Annotated in this window: 13 protein-coding genes; 7 read left to right on the top strand and 6 right to left on the bottom strand. The window is 59.9% G+C overall.

Annotation, left to right across the window (positions count from 1 at the left end; all coding sequences use genetic code 11):
• Positions 1–274 precede the first annotated feature (274 nt).
• Positions 275–2,293, bottom strand: coding sequence for a TonB-dependent receptor (locus FW800_RS17530; RefSeq protein ID WP_032877600.1), 2,019 nt, complete (start codon positions 2,291–2,293; stop codon positions 275–277).
• Between the two features lie 171 nt (positions 2,294–2,464).
• Between FW800_RS17530 and FW800_RS17525 the strand changes: the two genes are divergently transcribed.
• Positions 2,465–2,698, top strand: a complete 234-nt coding sequence (locus FW800_RS17525) for a VF530 family protein (RefSeq protein WP_003188882.1) — start codon at positions 2,465–2,467, stop codon at positions 2,696–2,698.
• 4 nt (positions 2,699–2,702) lie between these two features.
• Positions 2,703–3,326 carry a Pr6Pr family membrane protein gene (locus tag FW800_RS17520; RefSeq protein WP_032877598.1) on the top strand — a complete coding sequence of 208 codons (624 nt, stop codon included), beginning with the start codon at positions 2,703–2,705 and terminating at the stop codon, positions 3,324–3,326.
• A gap of 1 nt (position 3,327) precedes the next feature.
• Here FW800_RS17520 and FW800_RS17515 read toward each other — a convergent pair whose 3' ends face one another.
• Both FW800_RS17515 and FW800_RS17510 read right to left on the bottom strand, forming a co-directional pair.
• Positions 3,328–4,095, bottom strand: a complete 768-nt coding sequence (locus FW800_RS17515) for a siderophore-interacting protein (RefSeq protein WP_446438121.1) — start codon at positions 4,093–4,095, stop codon at positions 3,328–3,330.
• Positions 4,092–4,601 carry a PadR family transcriptional regulator gene (locus tag FW800_RS17510; RefSeq protein ID WP_005785185.1) on the bottom strand — a complete coding sequence of 170 codons (510 nt, stop codon included), beginning with the start codon at positions 4,599–4,601 and terminating at the stop codon, positions 4,092–4,094. The genes FW800_RS17515 and FW800_RS17510 overlap by 4 nt, the downstream gene beginning before the upstream one ends.
• A gap of 493 nt (positions 4,602–5,094) precedes the next feature.
• Here FW800_RS17510 and FW800_RS17505 point away from each other — a divergent pair, with 493 nt between their 5' ends.
• From FW800_RS17505 to FW800_RS17485, 5 genes are all read left to right on the top strand, one after another.
• Positions 5,095–5,592, top strand: coding sequence for a CS1 type fimbrial major subunit (locus tag FW800_RS17505; protein WP_032877593.1), 498 nt, complete (start codon positions 5,095–5,097; stop codon positions 5,590–5,592).
• 108 nt (positions 5,593–5,700) lie between these two features.
• On the top strand, positions 5,701–8,223 hold the full coding sequence (locus FW800_RS17500; RefSeq protein ID WP_446438120.1) for a CS1-pili formation C-terminal domain-containing protein: 2,523 nt from the start codon (positions 5,701–5,703) through the stop codon (positions 8,221–8,223).
• 19 nt (positions 8,224–8,242) lie between these two features.
• Complete coding sequence (locus FW800_RS17495) at positions 8,243–9,487, top strand: hypothetical protein (protein ID WP_446438119.1); 1,245 nt, start codon at positions 8,243–8,245, stop codon at positions 9,485–9,487.
• A gap of 59 nt (positions 9,488–9,546) precedes the next feature.
• Positions 9,547–10,305, top strand: a complete 759-nt coding sequence (locus FW800_RS17490) for a molecular chaperone (protein ID WP_446438118.1) — start codon at positions 9,547–9,549, stop codon at positions 10,303–10,305.
• Positions 10,306–10,310: 5 nt separating this feature from the next.
• Entirely contained in the window at positions 10,311–10,793 is a 483-nt protein-coding gene (locus FW800_RS17485; protein WP_078820401.1) for a CS1 type fimbrial major subunit, read from the top strand.
• Here FW800_RS17485 and FW800_RS17480 read toward each other — a convergent pair whose 3' ends face one another.
• The 3 genes from FW800_RS17480 to FW800_RS17470 all read right to left on the bottom strand — a co-directional run bounded on the left by FW800_RS17480 (position 10,794) and on the right by FW800_RS17470 (position 24,436).
• A complete protein-coding gene (locus FW800_RS17480; RefSeq protein ID WP_446438117.1) occupies positions 10,794–15,974 on the bottom strand; it encodes a dermonecrotic toxin domain-containing protein in 5,181 nt (1,726 codons plus the stop codon).
• A 207-nt stretch (positions 15,975–16,181) separates the two neighbouring features.
• Entirely contained in the window at positions 16,182–21,260 is a 5,079-nt protein-coding gene (locus FW800_RS17475) for a dermonecrotic toxin domain-containing protein (protein WP_446438116.1), read from the bottom strand.
• 83 nt (positions 21,261–21,343) lie between these two features.
• Complete coding sequence (locus FW800_RS17470; protein ID WP_446438115.1) at positions 21,344–24,436, bottom strand: transglycosylase domain-containing protein; 3,093 nt, start codon at positions 24,434–24,436, stop codon at positions 21,344–21,346.
• Between the last annotated feature and the right edge of the window lie 27 nt (positions 24,437–24,463).

Below are 24,463 nucleotides of genomic sequence, written 5' to 3'. Positions count from 1 at the left end.
TTTCTGTGGATAACTCGGTTATCCACAGGCGGGCAATAAACCCCCCGGCGCTGGTCGATTCAAGACAGCGCTGTCTTTATGCAGGAAGAGATTCGGCAAATTGGGCGACCGGGAGGTGAAGCGTTTCAGATTGTTGCGAAGGATAATGCGGCGGGGCGTTTTGAGAAAGGGTGAATCGCAAGATGCATCATTTCAGTTTTGGTAACAGTGACAGATAGTCGCTGGCTAATAATGTGGGAGGGGGCTTGCTCCCACAAAGGGTTTTCGGTGTTGGTCAGAAGGTGGTGCGGATGCCGAACTGCACACTGCGCCCCGGTGCCGGTGCGATGTCGCGCAGGATCGAGCTGGCGTAGCGCACGGTCTGGTTGGTCAGGTTTTCACCGTTGACGAACGCCAGCCACTGGCTGCCACCGACGTTGAAGCGATACCCCGCGCTTGCTCCCAAAGTGGTGTAGCCATCGGTGCCGCTCTCGTTATCCGGCACGCGCCCTTGGCCCGCAGCATGTTCCACATCGATACGTGCCTGCCAGCGATCCAGTTCCCACAGCAAGCCGCTGTTCAAACGCAGGGGCGCAATGCGCGGCAAGGCTTCGCCGCTGTCCAGGTTGGTGGCGCGGGTGTAGTCGCCCGACAGTTCCAGAGCGAACTTGCCGTAGGCGCCTTCGCCGAGCTTCCAGTGATCCTGGGCTTCGAAACCGGCGAAACGCGCACGTACGCCGGAGTAGCCGTACTCGGGAATACCGCCAGCATCCTCTTCACCCTCGTCGTTCAACGTGCGGCCAGTGCCGAGCAAACCGATGTAGTTGGAGAAGCGGCTGTAGAACACGCCAAAGCTGCCCTTATGGGTGCCATTGTCAAAACGCAGGGCCAGGTCGCTGGACACGGCCTTTTCTTTCGACAGGTTGGCGTCGCCCAATTCATAGGTGCCGGTGGCGACGTGGGCACCGTTGGCATACAGCTCGTAGAAGGTCGGGGCGCGCTCGGTGTAGCCCAGCGTCGCGGCCACCGACCAGATTGGCGTAAGCGTGTAGACCGCACCCGACGACAGGCTGCCTGCGGTGAAGTCGTTGGATTTATCCGCAGTGGCAAAGCGCGCATTGCCCTTGCCATCCGGGTCGACGTTGGTGTGCTCAAGGCGCGCACCCAGGCTGAGTTTCAAGCGCTCGGTGGCTTGCATCTCTTCCAGGATAAACAGGGCGCCAGCGTTGGTATCGGTCTGCGGTACGAACGCTTCCTCACCCAGGGCCGAAAATTCATTGCGGGTCACTTGGGCGCCGACCACGCCGTCGAACGGGCCGATGGGCTGGTGACGTGCCTCCACTCGGGCTTCATAGCCTTTGTTCTTGAAGGTGGTGCCGGTTTCGCCGCCTTCAATTTCGCGGTGCTGATACTCGGTGTAGCCCGCGTCGATCTTCACCGAGGTAAACGGGCCCTGCAGGTTGCGGATTTCGGAGGCAAAGGCGTAATGATCCTGCTTCATGCGGATGCGTACATCCTGCTCGGCGGGGGAGCCATAATTACTGTCGTAGTTGCTGTAGGACAGGCCCGCGTAACCATCATCCCAGGTGTAGGAACCACCCACCGCACCGCCGTCCTGACGCCCGTTGCTGTTACCCAGGCGGCCGTTTTTGCCAGGGCCGTTTTCGCTCTCCGGCGCGTGGCGGCTGCGCGCATAACCGGGGATTTTCAGGTCGTTGAATTCCCGCGCATTGGCGTCCAGGTGCAAGGCGAATGTGCCGTTGCCGGCCTCCAGCTTGCCCGCGCTGCTGCGGGTGGTGTCGGCGCCGCCGTAGCGCAGTTCCCCCGCACCGTGGATGCCTTCGATGGCCTCGGTGGGGATGCGGTTGTCGAAGGTGTTGACCACGCCACCGATGGCACTGCCGCCGTACAGCAGTGCTGCGGGGCCGCGCACGATTTCGATACGGTCGACATTGATCGGGTCCAGCGGCACCGCGTGGTCATAGGACAGCGACGACGCATCCAGCGCCCCCACGCCGTTGCGCAGGATGCGAATACGGTCGCCATCCTGGCCGCGAATGATCGGGCGGCTGGCGCCTGGGCCGAAATACGACGATGACACCCCGGGCTGCTTGTTCAGGGTTTCGCCGAGGCTGCCTTTTTGTTGCAGGGTCAGCTCATCACCTTCCAGCACAGTGGTGGGCGAGGCCAGTTGTTCGCTACCCAGCGGGTTGCCAGTGACGACTTGGGGGGGCAGTTCCAGGGCATAGGCTTGTGAGCTGATCAACAAGGCGGCGGCGAGAGGGGACAAGCGCCAGAGAGAAGGCAGGGACATCGGATATTCCTAGGCAAAACGTCTGATAGATATAGTTACAATATAACATCTCTTTTTTCGTCTGGAAGGGGAACTTTTCCTGGCGGGCTATATTCAATGCGATGCTTCCACCTGCACGCCTCGTCGGCTAAGGTGCGCGGCTGTGTTTCCTCTTTTTGCAAAAGGCCCGGCATGACCGCGACAAGCAACGACCCGCTCCACGGCGTGACCCTGCAACACGTGCTCACCACCCTGGTGGAGCATTACGAATGGAGCGGCTTGGCCGAACGTATTGATATCCGCTGCTTCAAGAGCGACCCGAGCATCAAGTCGAGCCTGACCTTCCTGCGCAAGACGCCTTGGGCGCGGGAAAAAGTCGAAGGGTTGTACGTCAAGCTGATGCGCACCAAACGCCCGCTGGACTGAACCCATGAAGCGTTTTGTCGCGACGGCGGCGCTTGCCGGCTGGGTGGGGTTGGCGATCCAGCAGTACCTGATCCTTTATTCACGCTGGTCCATTGAAGCCAGCCTGCTGGGTGGGCTGGTGAGTTTTTTCAGTTTCTTCACCGTGTTGACCAACACCCTGGTGGTGGTGGTGTTGAGCTACGCCTGGGTCAACCGGGAGTCAGCCGGCAAACGGTTTTTCCTGGCACCTCACATCAGCAGTGGAGTCGCCGTGAGCATTGTGGTGGTAAGCCTGGCCTACAACCTGCTGCTGCGGCATTTGTGGAGCCCTGAAGGCTTTCAATTTATCGCCGATGAATTGCTGCACGACGTGATGCCGTTGCTGTTTCTGATTTATTGGTGGCGCTGTGTGCCCAAGGGTTTTTTGCGCCTCAAGCACATCGGCGCCTGGGTGATTTACCCATTGATGTACTTCGCGTATGTGCTGATGCGTGGGCATTTGCTTGGGCAATATCAGTACCCGTTCATCGATGTGGACCGCCTCGGTTATCCACAAGTGTTTGTGAATGCCGGGGGGATTCTGGCGGGGTTTGTGGCGATAGCGTTGGTGATGGTGGGGCTGGATAAATTCATCAAGCCCCGGCCCTGACTCACTCTTGCGGGCTGCCGTCGGCGCGCCAGTAACCCACGGCCTTGAGGTATTCCTCATTGACTTTGTGGGTGTCCAGCAACACCCGCCTTACTTGGCGCGACAACTTGGTTTCGGTCGCCACGAAGCTGTACAGCGTGCCGTCGGGCAGCGTCAGGTTTTGCACCACCTCAAGCAGGTCATCGCGGCCACGCAGCACCCAGATCACCTCCACATCGGCCGCACTTTGTAGCGTCTGTTGCTCCGCCGCATCGGCGATTTCAATCACCGCAAGCACCTTGCGCCCAGCGGGCAACTCCTCCAGACGCCGCGCAATGGCGGGCAGGGCAGTTTCGTCGCCGATCAGCAGGTAGCTGTCGAAAATGTCCGGCACGATCATCGAGCCCCGTGGCCCACCGATATACAGGTGCTGCCCGACCTGCGCCTGCTCGGCCCAGGTGGACGCAGGGCCATCGCCATGCAGCACGAAGTCGATATCCAGCTCGCCGGTTTCCAGGTCGTAGCGCCGTGGCGTGTAGTCGCGCATGGCCGGTTGCGGGCCGTCGCCCTTGATGGCGAACGTCGGGCTTTCAAGCGCTGCTTGCTCGGCGGCGTTCTGCGGGAACAGCAGTTTGATGTGATCGTCGCTGCCCAGGCTGATAAAGCCCTCCAGCTCAGGCCCGCCCAGTGTGATGCGGCGCATGCGCGGGGTGATGTCCACCACCCGCAGAACTTCCAGGCGGCGGCGTTTGATTTCGTGGGTCACGCGATGAATGGCTTGTGTGTTCATTGGTCTGTCCCGTCGGCAATGGCTTGAGCGGTGCGATTGAGCAGCGCCGCGACACGAATGATTTCTTCCGGGCTCCAGTGCCCGTTGTGCGAATGCAAGGCGTGGCGCAGGTTGTGCACCGCCTCATGGATCTGGGGTGGGCGGTCGTGGCCACGCAGCGAGCGCTTGCTGACATCCAGGCGCATGCGCACGCCATCCAGGGCAACGGCTTGTTCGCTTAAGAAGAGACGACCGGCGTCGGTGATTGTGTAGCGTTTTTTTCCACCATCGGCGTCGCCGCTGATCAGCTCGCTCTCTTCAAGAAAGGTCAGGGTGGGGTAGATCACGCCGGGACTGGGGCTGTAGGCGCCGTCGAACAGGCTCTCGATGCGGCGGATCAGGTCGTAGCCATGGCAAGGTTGCTCGGCGATCAATGACAACAGCAGCAGCTTCAGGTCGCCGGGGGCGAATACCCGTGGGCCGCGGCCGCCGCGTTTTTCAAATTCGCCGCGATGCTCGTGTTTCATGCGCAAGTCCTCTGAACATGTTTAGATATAACTTAAGATATATCTTTGCTGAAATGGTAGTCCTTGGCGACCAACGGTCAACGGGGTAGGCACGGGTTTCGGTCATAAGTGAAACAAGTCCGATTGGATCTTTTTTATTTATAGAGCTATAACTTTAATTAGAGTCATGACTCGAATTCTTATCTGGCCCGTGGTTGTGGAGGTGCTTTTGAGTTGGTGTGGTCTGTGTCTTACAGTAACTTCTTTATCGTGTTTTTAAGTGTGTAGCCTGTTTCCTACGGATAATTTTAAAGTTTTGGCGAAATGCCATCTTTTTCGCTCAACCGCTGTTTACAAGGGCTACGCTCATTTTGGAATGCGCCTGCATACCTGCCTATAGTTTCGATTGATCATTGTTTGGCATTGCTTGTTCCAACTAATCGGCAATGTAATTCGTTGTTGGGGATCTCCTTGGCAATGAACCAATCAATGTTGTCAACTACAGGTATTGACCATGTTCAAGAAGTTTGCTGTTGCTGTTCCCCTGGCTGTTCTGGCGCTGTCTTCCTCGGTAACCGCTATCGCTGCCGGTGAAGCCAGCCACACCGTCAACCTCAAGGCAAACATCCCGACCACCGTGTTCCACGCCCAGCCGCGTGATCCGAACTGGGGCCGTGACGAGACCATGACCTACAACCTGGTCAGCGGTGAATTGGCTCCCCTGAGCGCCATCTACGACATCAAGAACACCAACGGTTCGGTTGCCGCCTACATCGAAGGTGGCCCGGCGGTGCTGTTCAACGGTGATGCCGCGCAGAACATCCCGGTTACCACCACCCTCAACGGGGTGACCCTCACCGGCACGCCACAGGAAGTGGTCAACGAAGCCGACTCCACCCCAGGCGTGGGTGCGGAAATGCGCATCGCTGCCGCCAAGCCTACGGCGACTCAGCGCGGTGCCTACACCACCACCATTCCGGTGGTATTCGACGCCGTACTGCCAGCCCTGTGATGCCAATGAGTGCCTGTTAATCACGGGCATTCACTTGCAGGTCGGCTGATTCCCTTCTCTGTCCGCCGACCTGATTTTTTTATCTCTTGGCATTCAGGGTATCCGTTCATGTTTCCGATGACGCCTATCGCGGCTGCGCTTGCGCTGTTGATGTGTACGAGTGCGCTGGCTGCACCCGCTGCCTCCGGCGCTGCAACCCCTGGCAGCTTGATTACCCAGGCCCAAGGCCTGCCCGCAGGTTTCAGTGATCACTTTTTCGACGTGCCGTTGGCGGTGCGTGTGGACCTTGACCAGCAACCGCTGGGCGAGGCTCTGATTGTGCTGTCACGGGATGATCGCGTGACCTTGCTCGAATTTACCGACACCGGCGACAGCAAAGTCCCGGCCGCTACCCGTGATACCTGGCAAGCCGTGTTGGAAAAAGGCGTGGCCCTGGGCGCCTGCACCCAGGCCTGCCCGGAAAAAATGATCTCGGCGTTCTACAACCTGGAAAACTCCCAGTTGTCGATCCTGACCCAGGACGTCGAACGCAGTGACGACATTCCGCGTTTCTATGACCAGCCCGAAGGCGGCAGCCTGGGGCTGATCATTAACAACCAGCTCAACCTCAACGGCAGCCAGGAAGACAGCCTGGGCGGTCGCTATGGCTTGCAAGCCAGTTCCAGCGTGGGTAACTGGAGCCAGGTATTCAACCTGCAACTGGCGCGTCAGAGTGGCGACAACGAACCCATGCGCCACGCGATTCACGAGCTGTACACCCAGCGCGAACTCGAAGGGCAGTTTTTCCGCCTGGGTCACTTCACCCCCAATTCCGACGGCCTGACCCGTCAACTGCGCAGCTTCGGCGCCAGCCCCGACACGGCGCTGGGCCTGATGTATGGCAGCTCCGACAGCCTGGCCATCAACAACACCAAGCCCAGCGTGTATCCGATCTACGTTACCGCCAACCGCCAAGCGGCGGTGGAGATCTACCGCAACGGCTTGCTGATCAATACCCAGGCGGTAGCGGCAGGCCTGCAAACCCTCGATACACGGCCACTGCCCGGCGGCATCTATGAAGTGGAAGTGCGCCTGGTGGAAGACGGCCTCACCACCAGCACCACCCAGGAGCTGGTGTACAAGCCCAGTAACTGGCGCAACGCCGAAGACCGCTGGCGCTACAACCTGTTCGCCGGGCGCGAAACCAAGTTGTTCAGCAACTGGGACGAACAGGCTTCGGGCGCAATGACGGCCGGTGCGTCGCTCAACTATCTGGTACACCCGCGCGTGATCCTTGGCCTGTCGGCCCGTCAGGTGCGCGAGCAACTCCAGTACGGCGGGTCGATGGACTGGACGGTGGCCAACAACACCAGCGTCTATGCCAACCTGTACCAGACCCAGGAACATGGCACCGGCATGGACCTGCAAGGGCTCTACACCTTGGGCTCAACCAACCTGGTGTTCAGCCATAACCGCAGCTGGCTAGACACGCGTGACACCTACGAAACACTGCCGGACGGTACGCGTCTGCGCCGCAATACCTTCGTGGGCGAGGCCAGCAACACCGCGTTGTCGGTCAACCACCGGCTCGACGCGAAAAACACCCTGAACATGCGCCTGTCCCACAGTGAGGGCAATATCGAGGGCGCGGGGTTGGACCTGGGCTGGAGCCGCCACGACAACCTGTTCGGCAGCGATGCCAACTGGCGCTTCTCGGTGTTCGATCGGCCCGGTAGCGCTGGCACCAACGATGCGCGCAATCGCGGTGTGGACGTGAGCGTCAGCATGAACCTGGGCCGCGATGGCCGGCAGATTTCCGGCAGCATCGGCACCCGTACCGCCCGTGATGGCGGGCGCGACAATAACGCTTCGGTGACCCTGCGCCAGGACCTCACCGACCACGCGCTGCAAAGCGTCTCGGCGACAGCGATCACCGATACCTATGGTGTCGGCCTGTCGGGCATGGCCAGCTTCAATACAGACGCGTTCAGTGGCGACGGTTTTGTGCAGCGCAGCTCCTTCAATGGCGACCTGAGTGGCGGTTTGAACCTCAACAGCACCTTTGTCGCCGGTGCCGGCAAGATGCTGCTGAGCAGCCAATACCAGGGTAACGGTGCCGGGATGATCATCGACGTGGAAACCGACCTCGATGAAATCGCTCTGCGCGCCGACGACCTGGGCGGTGGCGGCGCCATCTTGCGGCCCGGGCGCAACTACGTGCCGGTCTCGGCCTACAAGAGCAGCAGCGTGAGCTTCGATTTTGAAGGCAATCACCCGCCCGCCGCCAATATCCAGCCGACCCGCGCCAGCTATCACCTGAACAAAGGCGGCGTGGACTACCGGAAAATCACCGTGATGAAAACCGTCACCGTGCTCGGCCGCTTGTTGGATGAACGTGGTGCACCGCTCAAGGGCCATCACGTGATCAACCATGCCAGCCGTGGGGTCAGCGAAGTGGACGGGTTCTTCTCGATGGAAATGAGCGCCAGTTCACCGACCCTGCAAGTGCGCTACCAGAACCAGTTGCTCTGCCAGTTCCGCCTGGATCCGGCCAACGCGCCGAATGAAAGTGACGTGTTGATGATCGGCGATTTGCGCTGCACCAAGGACACGCTCGCAGAAGCGACCCACAACGCCGAAACCGCTGGTTGATGGCATGGAACGGATTTTTATGAACGTGAAAAACGCAACAAGAACAGGCTTGAAGCAGTGTGCGTTCGCGCTGGCGCTGGTCAGCATGAGCCTGCCTGCGCATGCGCTGGTGCAAAACATCACGGCGGTGTTTCGTCCTGACCCGTCGAACCCGATGGTCAACAAGTTTCAGAACACCACGCCCCACAGTGGCGTGTGTGCGTGGCACGTACCAGCCAGGTGTGAGGCGCTGAATACCTTCAGTATCCGTGACCCGGCATTCAGGGCTGATTCGGTAGAGCCGATCGAGGCCAACCATGAAGATCCGCGAAAAGGCGCCTATTTCAAAGTGCCTTCATCTTGGCGTGATGTGCAGGTGGTCCACGTCGGGACGGGTGAGGTTGAAACCGTACAAATGCGCATTGCGGGTATTGGTACGCGTTGGGATGTGCCGCGTCCTCCTGGCGTTAGCGGGTGGGCCAACGGAGGGACCGGTTGGAGCTACCTATGGACGTACGGTGCGCCTCCCTGCCAGGGGGTTAACTACTTGGCGGCATCCGCCAATTTCGCACTGTTTTTCTGGATCGTCCCGGAGGGCGTGGGGGCATGTACGGTAAACCCGGGCACCACTTTTCCGCGCTTGACCTACAGCCACTTGGAGTACGGCTACGAACTCAAAACCCCTAACCCGCTAGGCATGGCCAGCGGCGAATACCGTGGCTCCCTGACTTACAGCATCGGGCCGGGCGGGGATTTTGATTTCGGTGACGTGATGGCGTCGACTGAAAGCGCCCTGACTTTCAATTTTCAATTGTCGGTTGAGCACGAGCTCAAGGTTGATCTCCCGCCGGGCGGCAACCGCATCGAGTTGCTACCCGAAGGCGGCTGGCAAGCCTGGCTCAACCGTGGGCGCCAGCCAGCGCGGTTGTTCCGTGACCAGACTTTCGTCATTTCCGCCAGTGGGCGTTTCAAGATGCAGCTCGAATGCAGCCTTGCGGTGGGCAACACCTGTGGCTTGCGCAACGGCGCGGGGGACCAGGTGCCGTTGCAGGTGGCTGTCAGCCTGCCATTTGGCATGCAGGACCAGGCCGGGCAAGCCGTCAACAAGCTGCCCCTACGCCTGGATGGCGTGGGCACCGAGCTGTTCCAGCCGGTGTTTTATGTGAACAACCGCGCAGGAAAACTGCACTTTGAAGTCGAAAGCGGCGACGTCAAAGACATGCTCGAGCATCCGGGCAGCACCTATTCGGGCGTGGTCACGGTGATCTGGGATTCAGAAGTCTGAGTGGGCACTGGCCGCATATCAGCCGTTGGCTGGGTTCAATCTATAAGGCGTAATCAAACATGAAACATGCAGTGTTAGCGGTGGGGCTGTTCCTGATGTCGTTGGGCGCTTATGCGGGGCCGGCGATCAACGTTGGGGTGGTCTATGACTATCTGGACGGCGACCGCAGCTCTTACCTCAAGCGGGTCTACAACGGCGGCACCAGTACCGCGTTTATCAAGGTCAATGTGCTGGAGATCGTCTACAACGCCGACGGCGCGTCCCGGGAAGTGCCCGTCGCGTCGATGACCGACGCCAAAGGCAGCACCACCAATCGCGACGGCCTGATGGCCAGCCCGGCGCGCCTGATCGTACCGGCCGGTGGGCGTCAGGGCACACGGTTGCTGTACATGGGCGAACGCGACACCGAACGTTACTTTCGTGTGCGCTTCATCCCGGTGGTACCGGAAAAGGAAGATGACTTTGCCGTGACCGATCAAGAGCGTGCCGAGTACAAAGACGCGCTGGCGGCCGGGGTCAATGTCATGGCGGGCTACGGCACGGTGTTTTTCGTCAGGCCCAAGGACACCCGTTTCGATACGCAAATCAGCGAGACCAGCAGCCAGTACACCCTGCGTAATGCGGGCAACAGCGTGGTGGTGCTCGATGAGTTCCGCGATTGTTCGGTGGCGAAAAAGACCGACTGTGAGGCTACCACCAAGCACCACATCCTGCCCGGTCGCCAGTTGGTGCTCGAGAAAAAGCCGGAGCGCCAGTTCAACTTCCAGATGATCGAAGGCCGCAACAAAAAACCGATGTCGGTCAGCAGTAACGGGTGATGACTATGTTCAAGCAACTAACGGTACTGGCGGTACTGATGGCGCCTGTGCTGATGGGCGAACGGGCGCTGGCGTTCCAGGAGCGCCACACGTTTGATGTGTCGGTGACCATCCCGATCCATGAAGCCTATGTGCTGCCCTCCGAGCCCGACTGGATTGGGCAGGACCAGGTGCTGGCCTGGGATCTGGCGACTGCCCGGCTGGGACGCCTGCGCAAGAACTTCGACGTGAAGAACATCAATGGCGGGGTGGCCGCGCGCCTGGGTGATACGCCTTACCTGTTGAGTGGCCGCAACCGTATCGAACTGCAGGTGTTGTTCAATCGGGTGCCGCTGACGCTGGATTCGACCCTGGTCCTCAGCGCCGACGAGGCACGTGCCGGCCGCCGCGCCGAGCTGGAAATTGCCGCCATCGAACCGGCGGACGGTTACAAGGGCGGCGAGTATTACGGCACGGTGCACCTGTTGTTTGATTTTCCGGCGCCTTGATCAAGTCCGGTTCCTGCGGAGCCCCGCACGGTTCAACGCCTCGCGGGTCAGGTCCCGCAGCCACTGTGTGTGACGGTAGCCCAACTCGTTGAGTGTCGTATCGAACAGGGTTGAGCTCATGGGATTACCGGATAACACGCTGCTTTCGTCCAACTCCAGCGCCTGTGCCAAGCTGCGCAGGTTTTCCCGCTGGGGTTCCTGATCGGCCTCGGGCAGGTCCTGCGAGCCTGCGTATTGCTGTTGCAGCGCTTGCAGTTCGTCGAGTTGAGCATATTTCAGGTCGAAGGCGGTGTCATTGTTCCATTTGGCGGTGGGGTTGTGCTGCTCAAGGTAACGCTCCCAGCCGTTATCCAGCAGCATCTGATTCACCAACCCGTCACCTTCTTCAAGCCTGGCGACTGCGTTGGCAACTTTCTCGATCTGTTCGTGTGTCACGTCAGCCAGGGTACGATAGGTCATATGGGTAGATAACCACGGTAGGTCCAGTCGGTCTGCCAGTGTGCTGCGATAGGCCAGATGAATGCCGGCCTCATCGACCTCTCCATGCTCGCCGTCGACGACCTGCGACCATAGCCGCTGCCCCTTCCCCCCCTGTTCTTTGGGTTTGAGGCGCTGGGCGATATCTTCACCAATGGCTTTGCCCATGTAAGCATCGCGCGCGGCTCCACGGGCCAGTACCACCAGCCTGGCCTCCAGTTCCTGTGGCGATGTGCTGGTCCGATAGGCTTCGCTGGCGAGTACTTCGATGCCCAGTTTCTGAAAGATCAGCGCGCCCGCATCGGGGCACAATCCAGGGTAGCGGGTATCCTTGAACACGCGGTCGCGCAATTCGCTGTCGGCTTCCACTGCTCTGAGCAGGCGCCAGACTCTCTGGCTCAGTTCAGGGTGATTGCTCTGGTAGGCCAAGCGGTCCTCCTCGGCTTGAAACGCATCCGGCTCCTCAAGGGACTTGATCACTTCAAACAAGCCCTGGGAGCCCGGCTCTTTTTCAATCTCATCCCAGAGTTGCCGGTGGCGTTCAACCTCTTCAGGCTTGATGTAGGTGAGCCAGGGCGTGCTCTCGCCTTTGGGGGCGTAGAAGCGCAGCGGGTCCAACCCCACGGACTCGCGGTATTCGGCGAGCAAGTCTTGAAAGTCCGAGGTGAGCTTGCCCTGGTCCAGGCGTGTACGAGCAATGATGTCGGCATCATCCGAGCCTGGCGCCACATGGGGTAACTGTGTAATCGGGTTCTCGCTCAGGTCCAATTGGAACCCCCGTGGCCGGGATTGGCCCACCAGCCCGGCAGGCCAATCCTTGATGTGTGTGTCGCGCAGGTTCAGCAAGGTCAAGTTTGGCATCTGGCTGATATCCGGCGGTTGCCCCAATGGGTTGCCGGCCATCTCAAGTTGTTTGAGGCGCTTGAGGCGTTTGAGCGTGGCAATGGCCGAGTCATCCAGCACCAGAGCATTTTTTTCCAAGTGTAATCGCCGCAGGCGTTTGAGGTTGCCGAGAGTCTCGGGTAACTGGGTGATACGGTTATGGCTCAGGTCGAGGTCGCGCAGATGCGGGAAGTTGTTCAGGAAGGCGGCGTGACTGTCTGTAAAATCGCAACCGCGCAGGTCCACGTCGCTGATGTGGTTCAGCGGCACGCTTAGGGTAGGTAGCTCATCGGGCATGTTGGTGTTGAATAAATCGAGGGCGATGCCACCTCGGTGTTCGAAACTCTCGTCCAGGTGAACAGTCAGGCCATTGCTCCAGCCGTCGTAAAGACGGATTGCTACTACGGCCCGACGCTTGCGTGCTTCTGACTCCAATGGCGTGCCTTTCCAGCGGGTCGGGCCTTTGATGTAGGTATCGAGCTGATGGAATAACTGTTGTTTTTGTGCCTCCATTTGCGTCAGCGTTTGCTCGCCTTCAATTGTTCCCAGCGTGTTTGATAAGCGTCGAATACCCTCTCTGCTCATGGCGGGAAGTAGCTGTTTGATGCGCTCCTCAATGGTTTTTGGTTGCATGTCGTAGCTGTCGGTGCGGCTCATTTTGCACGATGCGCCTCCACCCAGAAGTACCTCGACCTCTGGGGCGGGCTGCCTGTTCACAGGCGGTTCGGCCAACGCCTGGCGTCGCTCGGACGGTGTCTGATTGTGCTCGATCACCCATTGCCTGAACCGTTCACCTTCGCCGACGGCATAGGGCGGGGTGCGCTCCGGAACCTGCGCCAGGGTCCAGAGCACAGACTCGTACAGATCGGCTGTGTGATTCAGCGACTTGGGTTCGGCATCGAATACTTCATAAGCCCCTTGAGCGTTACGCACCAGGGTACGTACCTGGGGTGCATCGTGTTCACCGACACTACAGCGCAGGGACCCACTGGGGCCGTTGTCACGTATATCGATTTTCAGGCCGCTGAATGAGTCGCTATGCAAGCGCAGGGTATTGAGTACCAACCGTTCGCTTTGCGCTGACGGTTGCAGGGGAGGGTAAAGCCCTTCGACTGCACGGCAGGCCTTGTTGTCGAAGGACAGTTCTCGAGCCAGGCCCTTGAGGCGCAAGGGCAGGCGCTGTTCGTCCGTCATTGCCTTTAATTCTTCAGGCCATGCCTGTTTGAGCAAGGCGTTGGCGCTGCTCAGCGGCAGCTCGGGAAAGGTCTGGCGCAGCAGGGCTATGTGCGGATCGCTGCTGGCTTGGCCCAATTGATAGTGACTGCTGGCAATGTGGCCGCCAAAGCCATCGACGTAACTGGCTAATTTGTCGCGCAGTGCCTGGGCCCGTTGTGCCTTGGGCAAGGTTTCGCCCAGCAGCGTATTGACCTGCTGTTCTTCGAGAAAACCCAGCACACGCTCCGGCAGTTTGGCCGCCATCACGTCGGCCAGGCTGATGGTCAGGGTATTGGCCGGCAGGGCGGTGGCATCGCCATACTTGCGCGAGTCGCCGCTCAGGTCGCTGTTGTGAAACACCTCCAGGGCTTTGCTTGGCGGCCAGCCGGGGAGTTCTGTGACGGCCTGTTCGAACCAGTAGGAATACGGCTCAAGTATCTGACCTGTGCGTATCCTGCCGGCCGATTCTTCGGCAAATCGGCCGGCGCGAAAGCGTTCGAGGGTATCGACCAGCAACGGCGGAGACGGTTGGTTGCGCACATACATATAGCGTAGATGGTCGGGCTCGCTGCCACTGATGATGCGGATCTGTTCGAGCTGTTCGGTGGTGAGCGTATGGGTGGCGGAGCTGATACGGCGCATCAGCGTGTGCTCGTCCCAGCTGCGCGGTTGTTCGCCTTCATGCACCCAGGCACCGTTGCCATTGAAGCGTACTTTCGGTCGGTAGGCTTGCGGCCGGTTGGGGTGCACGATCCGGTGGTGGGTCAGGTGCGGATCCGGCTTGACCTGATAGTGTTTGTCAGCATGTACCAGCCAGTGTTTTTTAGCATGCTGATACAGGCCTTGTGCGTCTGGCTCAATGCCTTTGGGCAGGCTGATGCTCTGCTGGTAAGGCGAAATATCCGGGTTCCACAAGCGTTGTTCGCCGCTGGCAAGTTCCACTGGGCGCAGGCTCTCGACGAATGGCGATAGCTTGAGGGTGAGGGTCTGGCCGACAGTTCCTGCCGCCGCCCAAGCCCCCAACTGCACCACCGCCTCCACTACCTCCATGACGTGACCGATGGCTTCCAGCCCTTTGCCCTGTGCCCAGTCAACGATGCCTTCGAACACATCGTTGGCCACCTGGTAGGCGGTGTAGGCGAGCATCAGCTCCCCCAGGAATGGCACGAATGGGGTGACCACCAGTAGCGCGGCATTAAAGATGTCCGACAGGATCTTGCTCAGGTTGTCCCACCAGGCCCAGCGTGCCATCAGGTCTGCATAGGCGGTGGTGATGGCAATTTCCCGGGTATCGTTGACGATCTTGTTGAGTTTGACCCGGTACAGGTAATGCCACAGCGTATCGGGCTCGGAGCGGCCCGAGGGCGGGCGGTTCTGGTAATCGTCAGAGATGTTTTGCACGCTGAAGTGCAACTGCGGCGTGTCCACCGCAAGGGTTTGCCAGTTGGGGCCGTTGTCGGTGCGTGCCTTTTGGTGCCACTGCACTTTGTACAGGCGGCTTTGCAATTCAGCGAAAAAATGTCCGCGTTGTTTGTGGTCGATAAATTGACTGAAGAACTGGCGGTAGGTCGCCTTGTTCGGCGTTTGGCCTGTTGCATCGAGGGGCGAGGGGTTGTCGCGCAATTGGCGCGTCAACTCGTTCATGAACGCGACCGGCGAGGCGTATTCCTTCAACGGATGCTCGGGGTCCTCGGGGATATAGGCAATCAAGCGTTCGATGTGTTTGTCGCGGCCTTGGGGCGCAGCAATCAATAGGACACCGCTCAACCGGGCATCCAGCAGGCTCAGGTTGTAGTAATCCACCGGTATGCCACCCAGGGATGGGGTGGGCTTGCCTTCGACGATATCAAAGAGCAAACGCCTCGCATCGGCTTTGATGTGCTGCTGTGCAAAGGCGATGCAGGCTGCATTTTTAAGCGAGGCTTTGTCGCAGGCAATCACTTTGAGCCGTAAGGAATCGGCCTGGACTGAATTGCTGAAGCCCAGGGTACTCAATAACCGTGTCTGGTATTGCCGGCCGATATCGAGCGAGCGGCACAGGTTTTTGAAACCCAGTGCCGTCAAGGGTTGACCACTGGTGCCGGAGGTCAGCGTCAGGATGTTTTGCTGGCCACGAGCGTCGACGCGGGACAAGAACGCATAGTCGGCAAACTGCTCACTGGCGCAAAAGTTATGCAGTGCGGCATCCAGCAACGACACGGTTCGGCTGGTCACACCTTTGTGCACCCCAATGACCCACCAGCTTTTCTTGGCGGGGGCATAAAGACGGATAAAGGTGTTTCTCACATCAATGTTGCCGTATTCCCGTAAGGCTTTTTTGAGCAGGCGCTCGGCGAATGAATACACGTCCTTCATGTATTTGAGTTGTTCATCCAAGGCGTTCCTGGCTGCCCAATGTTCGGCCATCGCTTCTCTGGGGGCAGGGTCTGCAGGCGCGTCCACAGCCTTGAGGCGGGTATAGACATAAGGGCTGGCGCCCCGCACTGCGCGAACGCGGGTCAGCGTGGCAGTGCGGAGCCAATCCGGAATTACACGCTGGATAAAGTCAAAATGAATACCCTGTCTGGCGTGGCTCGCAGCGTGTAGGTAGGGGCGTTCGAGTAACATGGTTTTGATGCCTTTAAGTGAACAGTCGGATGATCAACCCGATCTACACTAATCACCCTCACGAGGAGGGCAGGCCTACATAACCACTACATCGCCCTTGCTGCTGACGCACCGTCTGAGGTCGGTGGTGCCGGGTTGCGATGGAGGACCGATATGCCCCTCAACGCTCATGCTGATGGATGAGCCATTGTGCAATGGGCGTGAGGGTTAAAAACCGGCGGCAACCATGGCCTCGCGGGTCAGGCGGCGGTCCAGTTCCTGTTCGTCGTAGAAACTCTTGAAAAACAGGCTCAAGTACCGTTCTTCCGTCATAGGCTCGCCGGTCAGGACTTGCTCATGGGGGACATTCAGCGCGTCTGCCAGGTCGAGCAGACGCTGCCGGAGTTGGGTACTGGTGGTCGAGCTCTTGCGCTCCGGTGGCAGTTGTTCATGGGCGGCCCAAGCGTTTTGAGCCAGTCGCAAGTCGTCGATGCTTTCGCTGGCCTGTTCATGCTGGCATTTGATCTGTCGGAACGCCTCGGGACGGGTATTGAGCAAGTAGTCGCTCCAGAAAGACTGCTCAAGCATCTGGTTCACCAGCCCGTCGCCTTGCTCCTCCTCGATGACCTTGTCGTAAGCATTGGCCAGCTGCCAGTCTGCGACATTGCCGGCATCGCGGTATAGCATGTGGTCCGCCAACCAAGGCAGATCCAGGCGTTCCTTCAGTCCGGTCTGGTAGGCGCTGTACACTTCGACTTCATCCAGAGTGCCCGGAACACCGTCGACGACATCGGTGGTCAGCCGCAAAGAGGGGCCTTCGCTGCCATCCTCATTGAGTGTGGGGGTGTTGAGGCGAGTCTGGATGTCTTTCCTGGCGATCTGGTTGACCTTGTCCAGCCGGGCCTTTTGCTTGGCCAGCCGTACCAGCGCACCGGTCCGGGCTTGAGGGGTAGGCTCGCGCCAGGCCTCCAGCTTCATGGCTTCGATACCCATGGCGTTGAACAGCTGGGCGCCCGCATCGGCGCAGTGGGTCGGCATGGCGCTCAGGTTGAACAGCGCCGTGCGGGTTTGTTCGTCGCTGTCGGCGGCCCTTAGCAGACGCAAGACATTGGTGCGCAATTGTCTGAGGTTCTGGTTGTAGCGCAGAAGGTCGGCCGGGTCGTGGACGATGTCGGGGGTGGGTTGTCGCTGGCTTCTGATGACTTCAAAAAAACCCTGTGAGCCATGTTCCCGTTCGAGATCGTCCCAGATTTCCTGCCATCCCTGGCGTATTTCGGGTGTCAGGTGTTCGAGCCAGAATTGACTGTCCAGCTCGCCTCGGGGGGGATAGGTGCGATAAGGATCCAGACCCGCGGCGCGCCGGTAACTGACCAGTCGATCCTCGGCGTCGCGCTCCAGCTTGTTGTTGTCCAGGCGTGCGCGTGTCACCAGTTCGGCTTGCACCGAGCCGGGTTCGACGATCGGTACTTGGGTGATCGGCGTATTCAACAAATTCAGGTTGAAGTCGGGCGAGCGCGGCAGCTCGAACAGCCCTATGGGCCAATCGCGGATTTGCGTGTTGTTGAGCGCCAGTATGCGCAGCTCCGGCATGCGGCTAATGTCCGCCGGTGTGACCAGGTGTTCATTGTGCGAGAGGATCAATACCCTCAGGTGGTGCAATTGCCTGAGGTGTTCCAGGTTCTGCGCACGCCAGCGAATCGGGTTTTCGGACAGGCCCAGATGGGTGAGTCGACGCATACCGCTGAGGGCCGATGGAAAAGTCTTCAGGTGCTTGCCGGTGATATCCAGCATACGCAGGTTAGGGAAATTGTGCAGGAACGGGCTGTCGGCGTCAGTGAAGTCGGTGCCTGCCAGGTTGAGGTTGGTGATGTGGTTCAACGCGGTGTTCAATCGAGGGAAGTTTTGTAGAAACCCGTAGATGGTTTCTCCACGCAGGTCCAGTTCGCTACCCACTCGACGCTCGCCGAAATCCGTTTCGTAGCCCTTGGACGATTGCTCCCAACTGCTTTGTATGAGCGCAGTCACTCGCTTCCTGAACAACTGCTCCGGGAGTGTTGCGCGACGTCTGTGGGTACCGGCAGCCGGTAGGTCCTGCCAATTTTTGAGGGCGCGCAGCAGGTCTTTTTTCTGGGTTTCAAGCTCCGTGAGTAGACGCTGTCCCTCGGCCGAGTCCAGCGACAGGGCGTAGGCCGCTACATCTTCTTCGCAAAGCGTCGGATAAAGCGACTTGAGGCGCTCGTCTACGCTGGCGCGCCCCAGCCTACGGCGCAGGGCGCTGAACATTGGCTTTTGCAGCAGATGCTGGGTCTCCAGGGGGGCGACTGTGAAGACCGGCGGTTCGGCCAACACGGTGCGGCGTTCGGCGGGTGGTTGCAAGGTGCGTGTGAGCCACTGGCGCAACGCCTCGCCATCACCCGGCGCAAAACCCAGGGTGCCAGGGGGGACGGCTTGCAGCACGGCTTCATACAGGTCCCAGGTATTCTCGACGCCGGCTTTGTGAACTGCATATCGCCCTGGTGCTGTGCGTACCAGCAGCGTCTCGGTCGCTGCCTCGTCCGGACCGACATGGCAACGCAGTTGCCCGTTCGGCACTTGCTCGCGGATGCTCAGGCGCAGGTTGGCGAACGCGTCACTGTGGATTCTCAGCGCGTTGAGCAGCAGCCGTTCGGTATCGGGTGTGGGCGCGTTGCCCGGGTAGAAACCTTCGTAGGCGTGGGTGGTTCGCGCTTCGAACTGTAATTCCCGGGCCTGATGCTTGAGCCGTAGCGGCAAACGCTTCTCGTCATTCATCAACTGCACTTCCGCCGGGCGGGCCTGGTTCAGTATCACTTGGGCCAGGGTGTCGGGCAGCTCGGGGAACTGGCGTTGCAGCAGTAACCCGTGGGCGCTTTTTGACTGGCGTTTGAAACCGTACAGGTGATCGAAGATGTCCTCCTTGCGTGTGGTTATGTAACGGCTCAGCTGTTCACGCAGGATTTGCACCCGCGCGTCATTGTCGGCGGGCAAGGGCTTGTCGAGTAGAGCGGTAAGCTCGGTTGTGTCCAGAAAGTCTACGACTCGTGGGATTAGCCGGCCTGCCAATAACGCTTCACGGCTGATGGCCAGCGTCGATTCCTGAGTTGCCTGCATTGCGCCATGGTGCATCGGCTCGCCGCTCAGGTCGGCGGCTTCGAACACCGCGACGGCTTTATCGGCCGGCCAGCCAGGCATTCGCGTTACCATGTCGGCGGACCAATAGGCGGCTTCACCGTTGTCGGCGGAGGGTTCGCTGAGAGCGTCGATCTGCTGCCGCAGTTCCAAGCGATTCAGGGTATCGGTCAATAGCGGCGGCGGGGCCTGGTTTTCGGCGTACATATGCCTCAACGCGCCGGGTTCGGTGCCACTGATATCGTATAACTGTTGCAGGCGTGCAGGTGGCCAGGTGGCGGTGATGGGGCTCAGGCGCTGGAGCAGTTGTGAGTCGTCCCAGGCCCTGGGTTCTTCGCCCTCCAGCACCACGGCCCCCTGACCGTTAAGCACCACCTCGGGACGATAGGCGTGCGGGCGTTGTGGGTGGATGATCCGGTGCCGGCCGGTGTCGGGTTCCTGGCTGACCTCGTAGTGCTTGTTCTCCAGGCGCAGGATTTTTTTGCCAGCGTGCGAGTGAAACCCATGGGCATCGGGTTTCGAACCGGGGGCCAGGGTTACGGCTTCTTGTTCATAGGGGCTCATGTCCGCATGCCATAAACGGGTTTTGCCGTCAGCCAGCATCACAGGCTTCAAACCCTCGACAAAGGGGGACAGCTTAAGATGGGCCAGTTGCCCGGCGGCGCCGAACGCGATCAGTTGCACCACGTTCTCCGTCACCCCTGCCACATGTTCAATGGCCTCTATGCCCTGGCCTTCGGCCCAATCCAACAATCCTTCGAACACCTCGTCGGCGAGTTGGTAAGCGGTATAGGCCAGCATCAATTCGCCCAAAAACGGAACGAAGGGGGTCACCACTAATAGCGTCGCGTTGAGAATGTCCGAGAGGACTTTTTCTAGATTGTCCCACCAGGCCCAACGTGCCATGCGGTCGGCGTAGGCGGTTGCGATCGCCAGTTCACGGGCATCGTTGAGGATTTTATTGAGACTTTGCTGATACAGGTGCTCCCACAGTGGCGTGCGTACACGCGTCACGCTGAACTGCAGGTTGGGGTTGTCGCGGGGTGTTTCACGCCAGGTCGGCTGTGGATCGCCGGGCGCGTGTTGATGCCATTTCACCTGGCTCAAACGCGTGCCCAACTGGTTGAAAAAATGCCCCTGGTACTGATGCTCGACAAACCGGCTGAAGAATTGCTGGTAGTCGGTTTGCCGCAGTTGCCCGGTCAGTGCCTGCATGAACTCCACCGTCGAGGCATAGCGTTTGAGTGGGTGCTGCGGGTCATTCGGGATATAGGCGATCACGGGCGATGCCTGGCGACTGACTTCCAGGTCGGCGGCAATCAGTACCACGCCGGTCAAGGTGGCATCCATCAGGCTCAGGTCATGACAGTGCGCGGCCTTGCCGTCGAGCGTGAGGTTTTGCTGGCCCCTGACCAAGCCTGTGATCAACGCATGATCCAACGCCTGGATATCGCCCCTGATTAATGCCATGCGCGCAGCCACCTTGAGGGCGGCCTGCTGATTGAGCATCACCCGGGCTCGCAGCACGCCTTCGACCACCGGGGCGGTGCGGCCGAGATAGTTCTCAAGGTGCTGTTGGTACTGGGCGCCGATGTCCAGGCCGCGAACCAGCGTTTTGAACTGCTGGATCGACAGCCGGGCTTTCAGAGGGATGACATCGAAATGGCCCCGGGCGTCGGGCTGGGTGATGAATTGCGAATCGGCGGTAAACGCCTCGCTGTCGGCAAAGTTGTGCAGTGCCGCGTCCAGCAGCGACACCGTGCGGCTTTGCACTCCACCGCTAAAATCTCCGACCCACCATGCCTGGTTGGCTGGGGCATAGAGCCGCAGGCAAGTGCTGCGGACATCGACGTCGAGGTTGTATTGCTGTTTCAGCGCGGCTTTCAACAACGGCTCGGCAAAGCCTTTGAGGTCGGTGACCGCGGCGAGTTTCTGGTCGACAAGGGTTTGGGTTTGCCAATGTTCGGCAATCGCGGTTTTCAATAATTGATGCTGGTGGGGCGAGGCACTTTTATACCAGGGCGCAATAGTTTTGCGGCTGGACTTCAAGGCGCTGGCGCGTGACGTCGACAGCGTTTCGACCCAGTTGGGGAGCGCGTCTCGGATGAGTGAGTAGTGTTGGCCTTTATCTTCGGGGGCAGAGGAAGCAGTCGCGGTCATGGTGGTTTTTGGGTGTAGTCAATCGGGCCCTCAGACTGGCCTGCGCCGGGGCTGTCCTGGCAGTAATTGTCTATCGTTGCCTATCAGTGCGTACTGACCACGGGCTGGCACAGCGTGTGGCTGCCTGGGTTTAGGTACGGCAGCAGAATTGGCGCCATGCCTTTGAGCACCTGCACGGGCAACGCCGAGGTGAACTTGAAGGTTTGTGCCGAACTGCCTGGGACGAAGGCAGTGAGCGTGCCGAAGTGCCGGTCACCGATATAGAACACAAAGGTGGCAGTGCGGTTGATCGCCTTGGAACTGAGTACCCGGCCGCCGGCGCCGATGGCTTCGATACGGTTGTCACCGGTGCCGGTCTTGCCGCCCATGGCCAGCGGTGTGCCGTCGTCCAGCTTGAAACTGCCGGCCACGCGTTTGGCCGTACCGGCATCCACCACTTGGGACAAGGCCCCGCGCAGTGCTCGCGCCACTTCGAGCGGCATCACCCGTTTGCCTTCGGCGGGGTCGTTGATCACTTGGGTTTCATACGGTGTATCAGCGGCAAAGTGCAGACTGTCGATACGCACCACCCGCGCACGCACGCCATCGTTGAGGATGATCCCCATCAATTCCGCGAGCGCCGCCGGGCGATCGCCGGAGCTGCCGATGGCCGTGGCCAGGGAGGGCACCAGATGGTCGAACGGATAGCCCACCGCCTGCCAGCGCTGATGAATATCGAGGAAGGCTTCGACCTCGAGCATGGTCCGGATACGACTGTCGCGGGCGCTCTGATGACGGCTCTTGAACAGCCAGCTGTAGACCTCCTGGCGCTCGAACTGGCTGGCTTTGACCACCTCACTGAAGGTTGCCTCGGGATGATTGAGCAGGTAGCCCATCAGCCACAGGTCCAGAGGGTGCACCTTGGCGATATAGCCCTGGTCGGGCAGGTCATAGTTGCCGGGGCCGTAAGCTTTGTAGAGATTTTGCAGGCGCTCATCGGTGAGTTTCTCATTGGTTTTGATGCCGTTCAGGTGCGCACGCACGAACAGGTCGAAGCTGCCTTGGCTGGCGTTGGGCAACAAGTAACGGTGCACGGCGGCCAGGCGGATCGGCGTGGGGCGCAGGCCGTCGAGAAAGGTGTCGAGGCGGTCCTGGGTGTCTTTCTTCTGGTACTTCTTCCAGAACTTGCGCAGGAACGTCGTGCCCTCGCGGTCGGCGAAGTCGGCAAGATATTCCTGGCGGCGCGGGTCACTGTCGTCCTTGAGCAACTCGGCGCTGTTGTTGGCGCCCGCATAGGTGCTGAAACGCACCAGGTCACGCATCAGGCGAATGAACGGCAGGTTGATCGACTCGCGCAGGGCGTCGCGCAGGGTCGGGCTGCGGCCGTTGTCTTCGTTGCGAAAATTGTGGAAGCGATGCATACCGCCGCCGGTGAAAAAACCTTCGTTGGGGCTGGCCGAGTAAGTGCGGTCGAGGGCGGCGTCGAGCATGTTGGCCAAGGATTTATCCGGTGTCTGGATCAGATAGTCGACGGCCCAGCGGCTGATGCGGTCCTGTTCGGCGATGTCGACTTTCTTCAGTGCGGCGCTCGTTTGGGTGGCGTACTTGTCGTGCAGCTCGGTGATGATTTGCAGGTAGGTGGTCAGCACTCGCAGCTTGGCCGTGGAGCCTAGCTCGAGTTTGCTGCCTTCGTTGATATCGAAGGGCTGGTCGGTATTGTCGGTTTGTACACGTACCCGTGAGCCGTCCGGTGTCAGCTCGAACAGGGTGAAGCTGTAACGTACTTGCGCGGTACTGGTTGGGGTCAGCAGGCGATCGCCGAGCAGGCCGACCTGGCGTGCGTAGTCCGGCTCGGCGAGGCGTTTGAGGTAATCGCTGACCTGGGCCTGCAACGGCGCTTGCAGAGTGCTGGTGGCCGAGAGATCGAGGCGGTCCAGATCGTACAGGGGGCGGTCGAGCAGGGCGGCGAGGCGGGCGCGGGCCATGCTGATGCCTTTGGTCGTCTCGATGGGTTGCATTGTGGGTTGTTGCACCCAGTCGCGATAACTGACCTTGGACGTCAGTGCTGCCTGCAACAGCGCAGGGGCAATCACACCGTTGTGGGCCAGCAGCCGCAGATGGCTGTCGGTGAGTTGGGCCAGCTCTTCCCGACCTTTGGCCAGGTAGTAAGAAGGGCGGCGCTGGGCAATGATCAACGACAACACCTGACGCAGGGCCAGACCTTGCTCGCTATTCACCGGGCCGACCAGCGCCTGATTGACCTGGTTGAAGTCGGCGCCGTACCACACTCGCAGCCCCTCGGCCAAACCGTGCACTTCGCCATGGCCGGGCACTGCCGACAGCGGCACGCTGTTGAGGTAGTCACGCAGGATATTCTGCCGCGCCGGTAAGGTTTGTGGCCCATTGCGATAGGCCCGCACGGCGGCAGAAAACATCTGTCGCAATTTCTCTGTGCCCGACACGGTCAGGCCATCCGGAGAGTGGCGGTATTTTTCCAGCTGCGTGGCCAAGGTGCTGCCGCCGGCACTCTGTCCCGGCAGATGCAGCGCCTTTGCCACTTGCGACCACGCGGCGTTGGCAAAGCGCGGCCAGTCAACGGCAGGGTTGGCCTGAGGTTGAGTGGGGTCGAGAAGGTCGCGGTTTTCAATGAACAGCAGGCTGCTGATCACCAGAGGCGGAATGGCGTCGAAGCTCTCATACAACTGTTGCGGGTACTTGTACTGGTAGAGCGGCACGGCTCGGCAATCGGTGATGGACAGCCCGGCCTGGATCTTTTCCGTGTAGGGCACGAACAGGCCCTTGGCGCTGTAGTCCATCAATTGGGGCGAAAAGCGTGCCTGGGCCTCGATTACATAGCCGCGTTTGAGCAAGCGCGGCAGGAAGGTGCCGAGGTCGCTGTAACCCAGGCGCCGGTCGAACGGGCCGGCACCGGGATAGGCGATGGCATCGCTGGGGCCGGGTTGTACCTGGTAGGTGAGGGTACGGGCCAGGCGGCTGAGTTCCTGGGCCTGCAGGCGTGAAGTGCGCATCTCTTTGGTGGCGGCAAACCCCAAGGCCACCAGCGCCATCAGCACGATCAACCAGAACAGCCGCCGTACATAACGGGGCTGGGGTTTATTTTTGGGTAAAGGCGCTGGGTCCGGACTGCCTTGTAGTTTCGCAGCCTTGCTTGATTCGGTTTGCCACAGTGCGCCCATAGTCGATTGACCCCTGCACGCAGATTG

The organism is Pseudomonas sp. 910_23 (assembly GCF_052850795.1).
The sequence above is the reverse complement of the archived record's forward strand: the minus strand, read 5'-3'. Positions and strand labels throughout refer to the sequence as shown.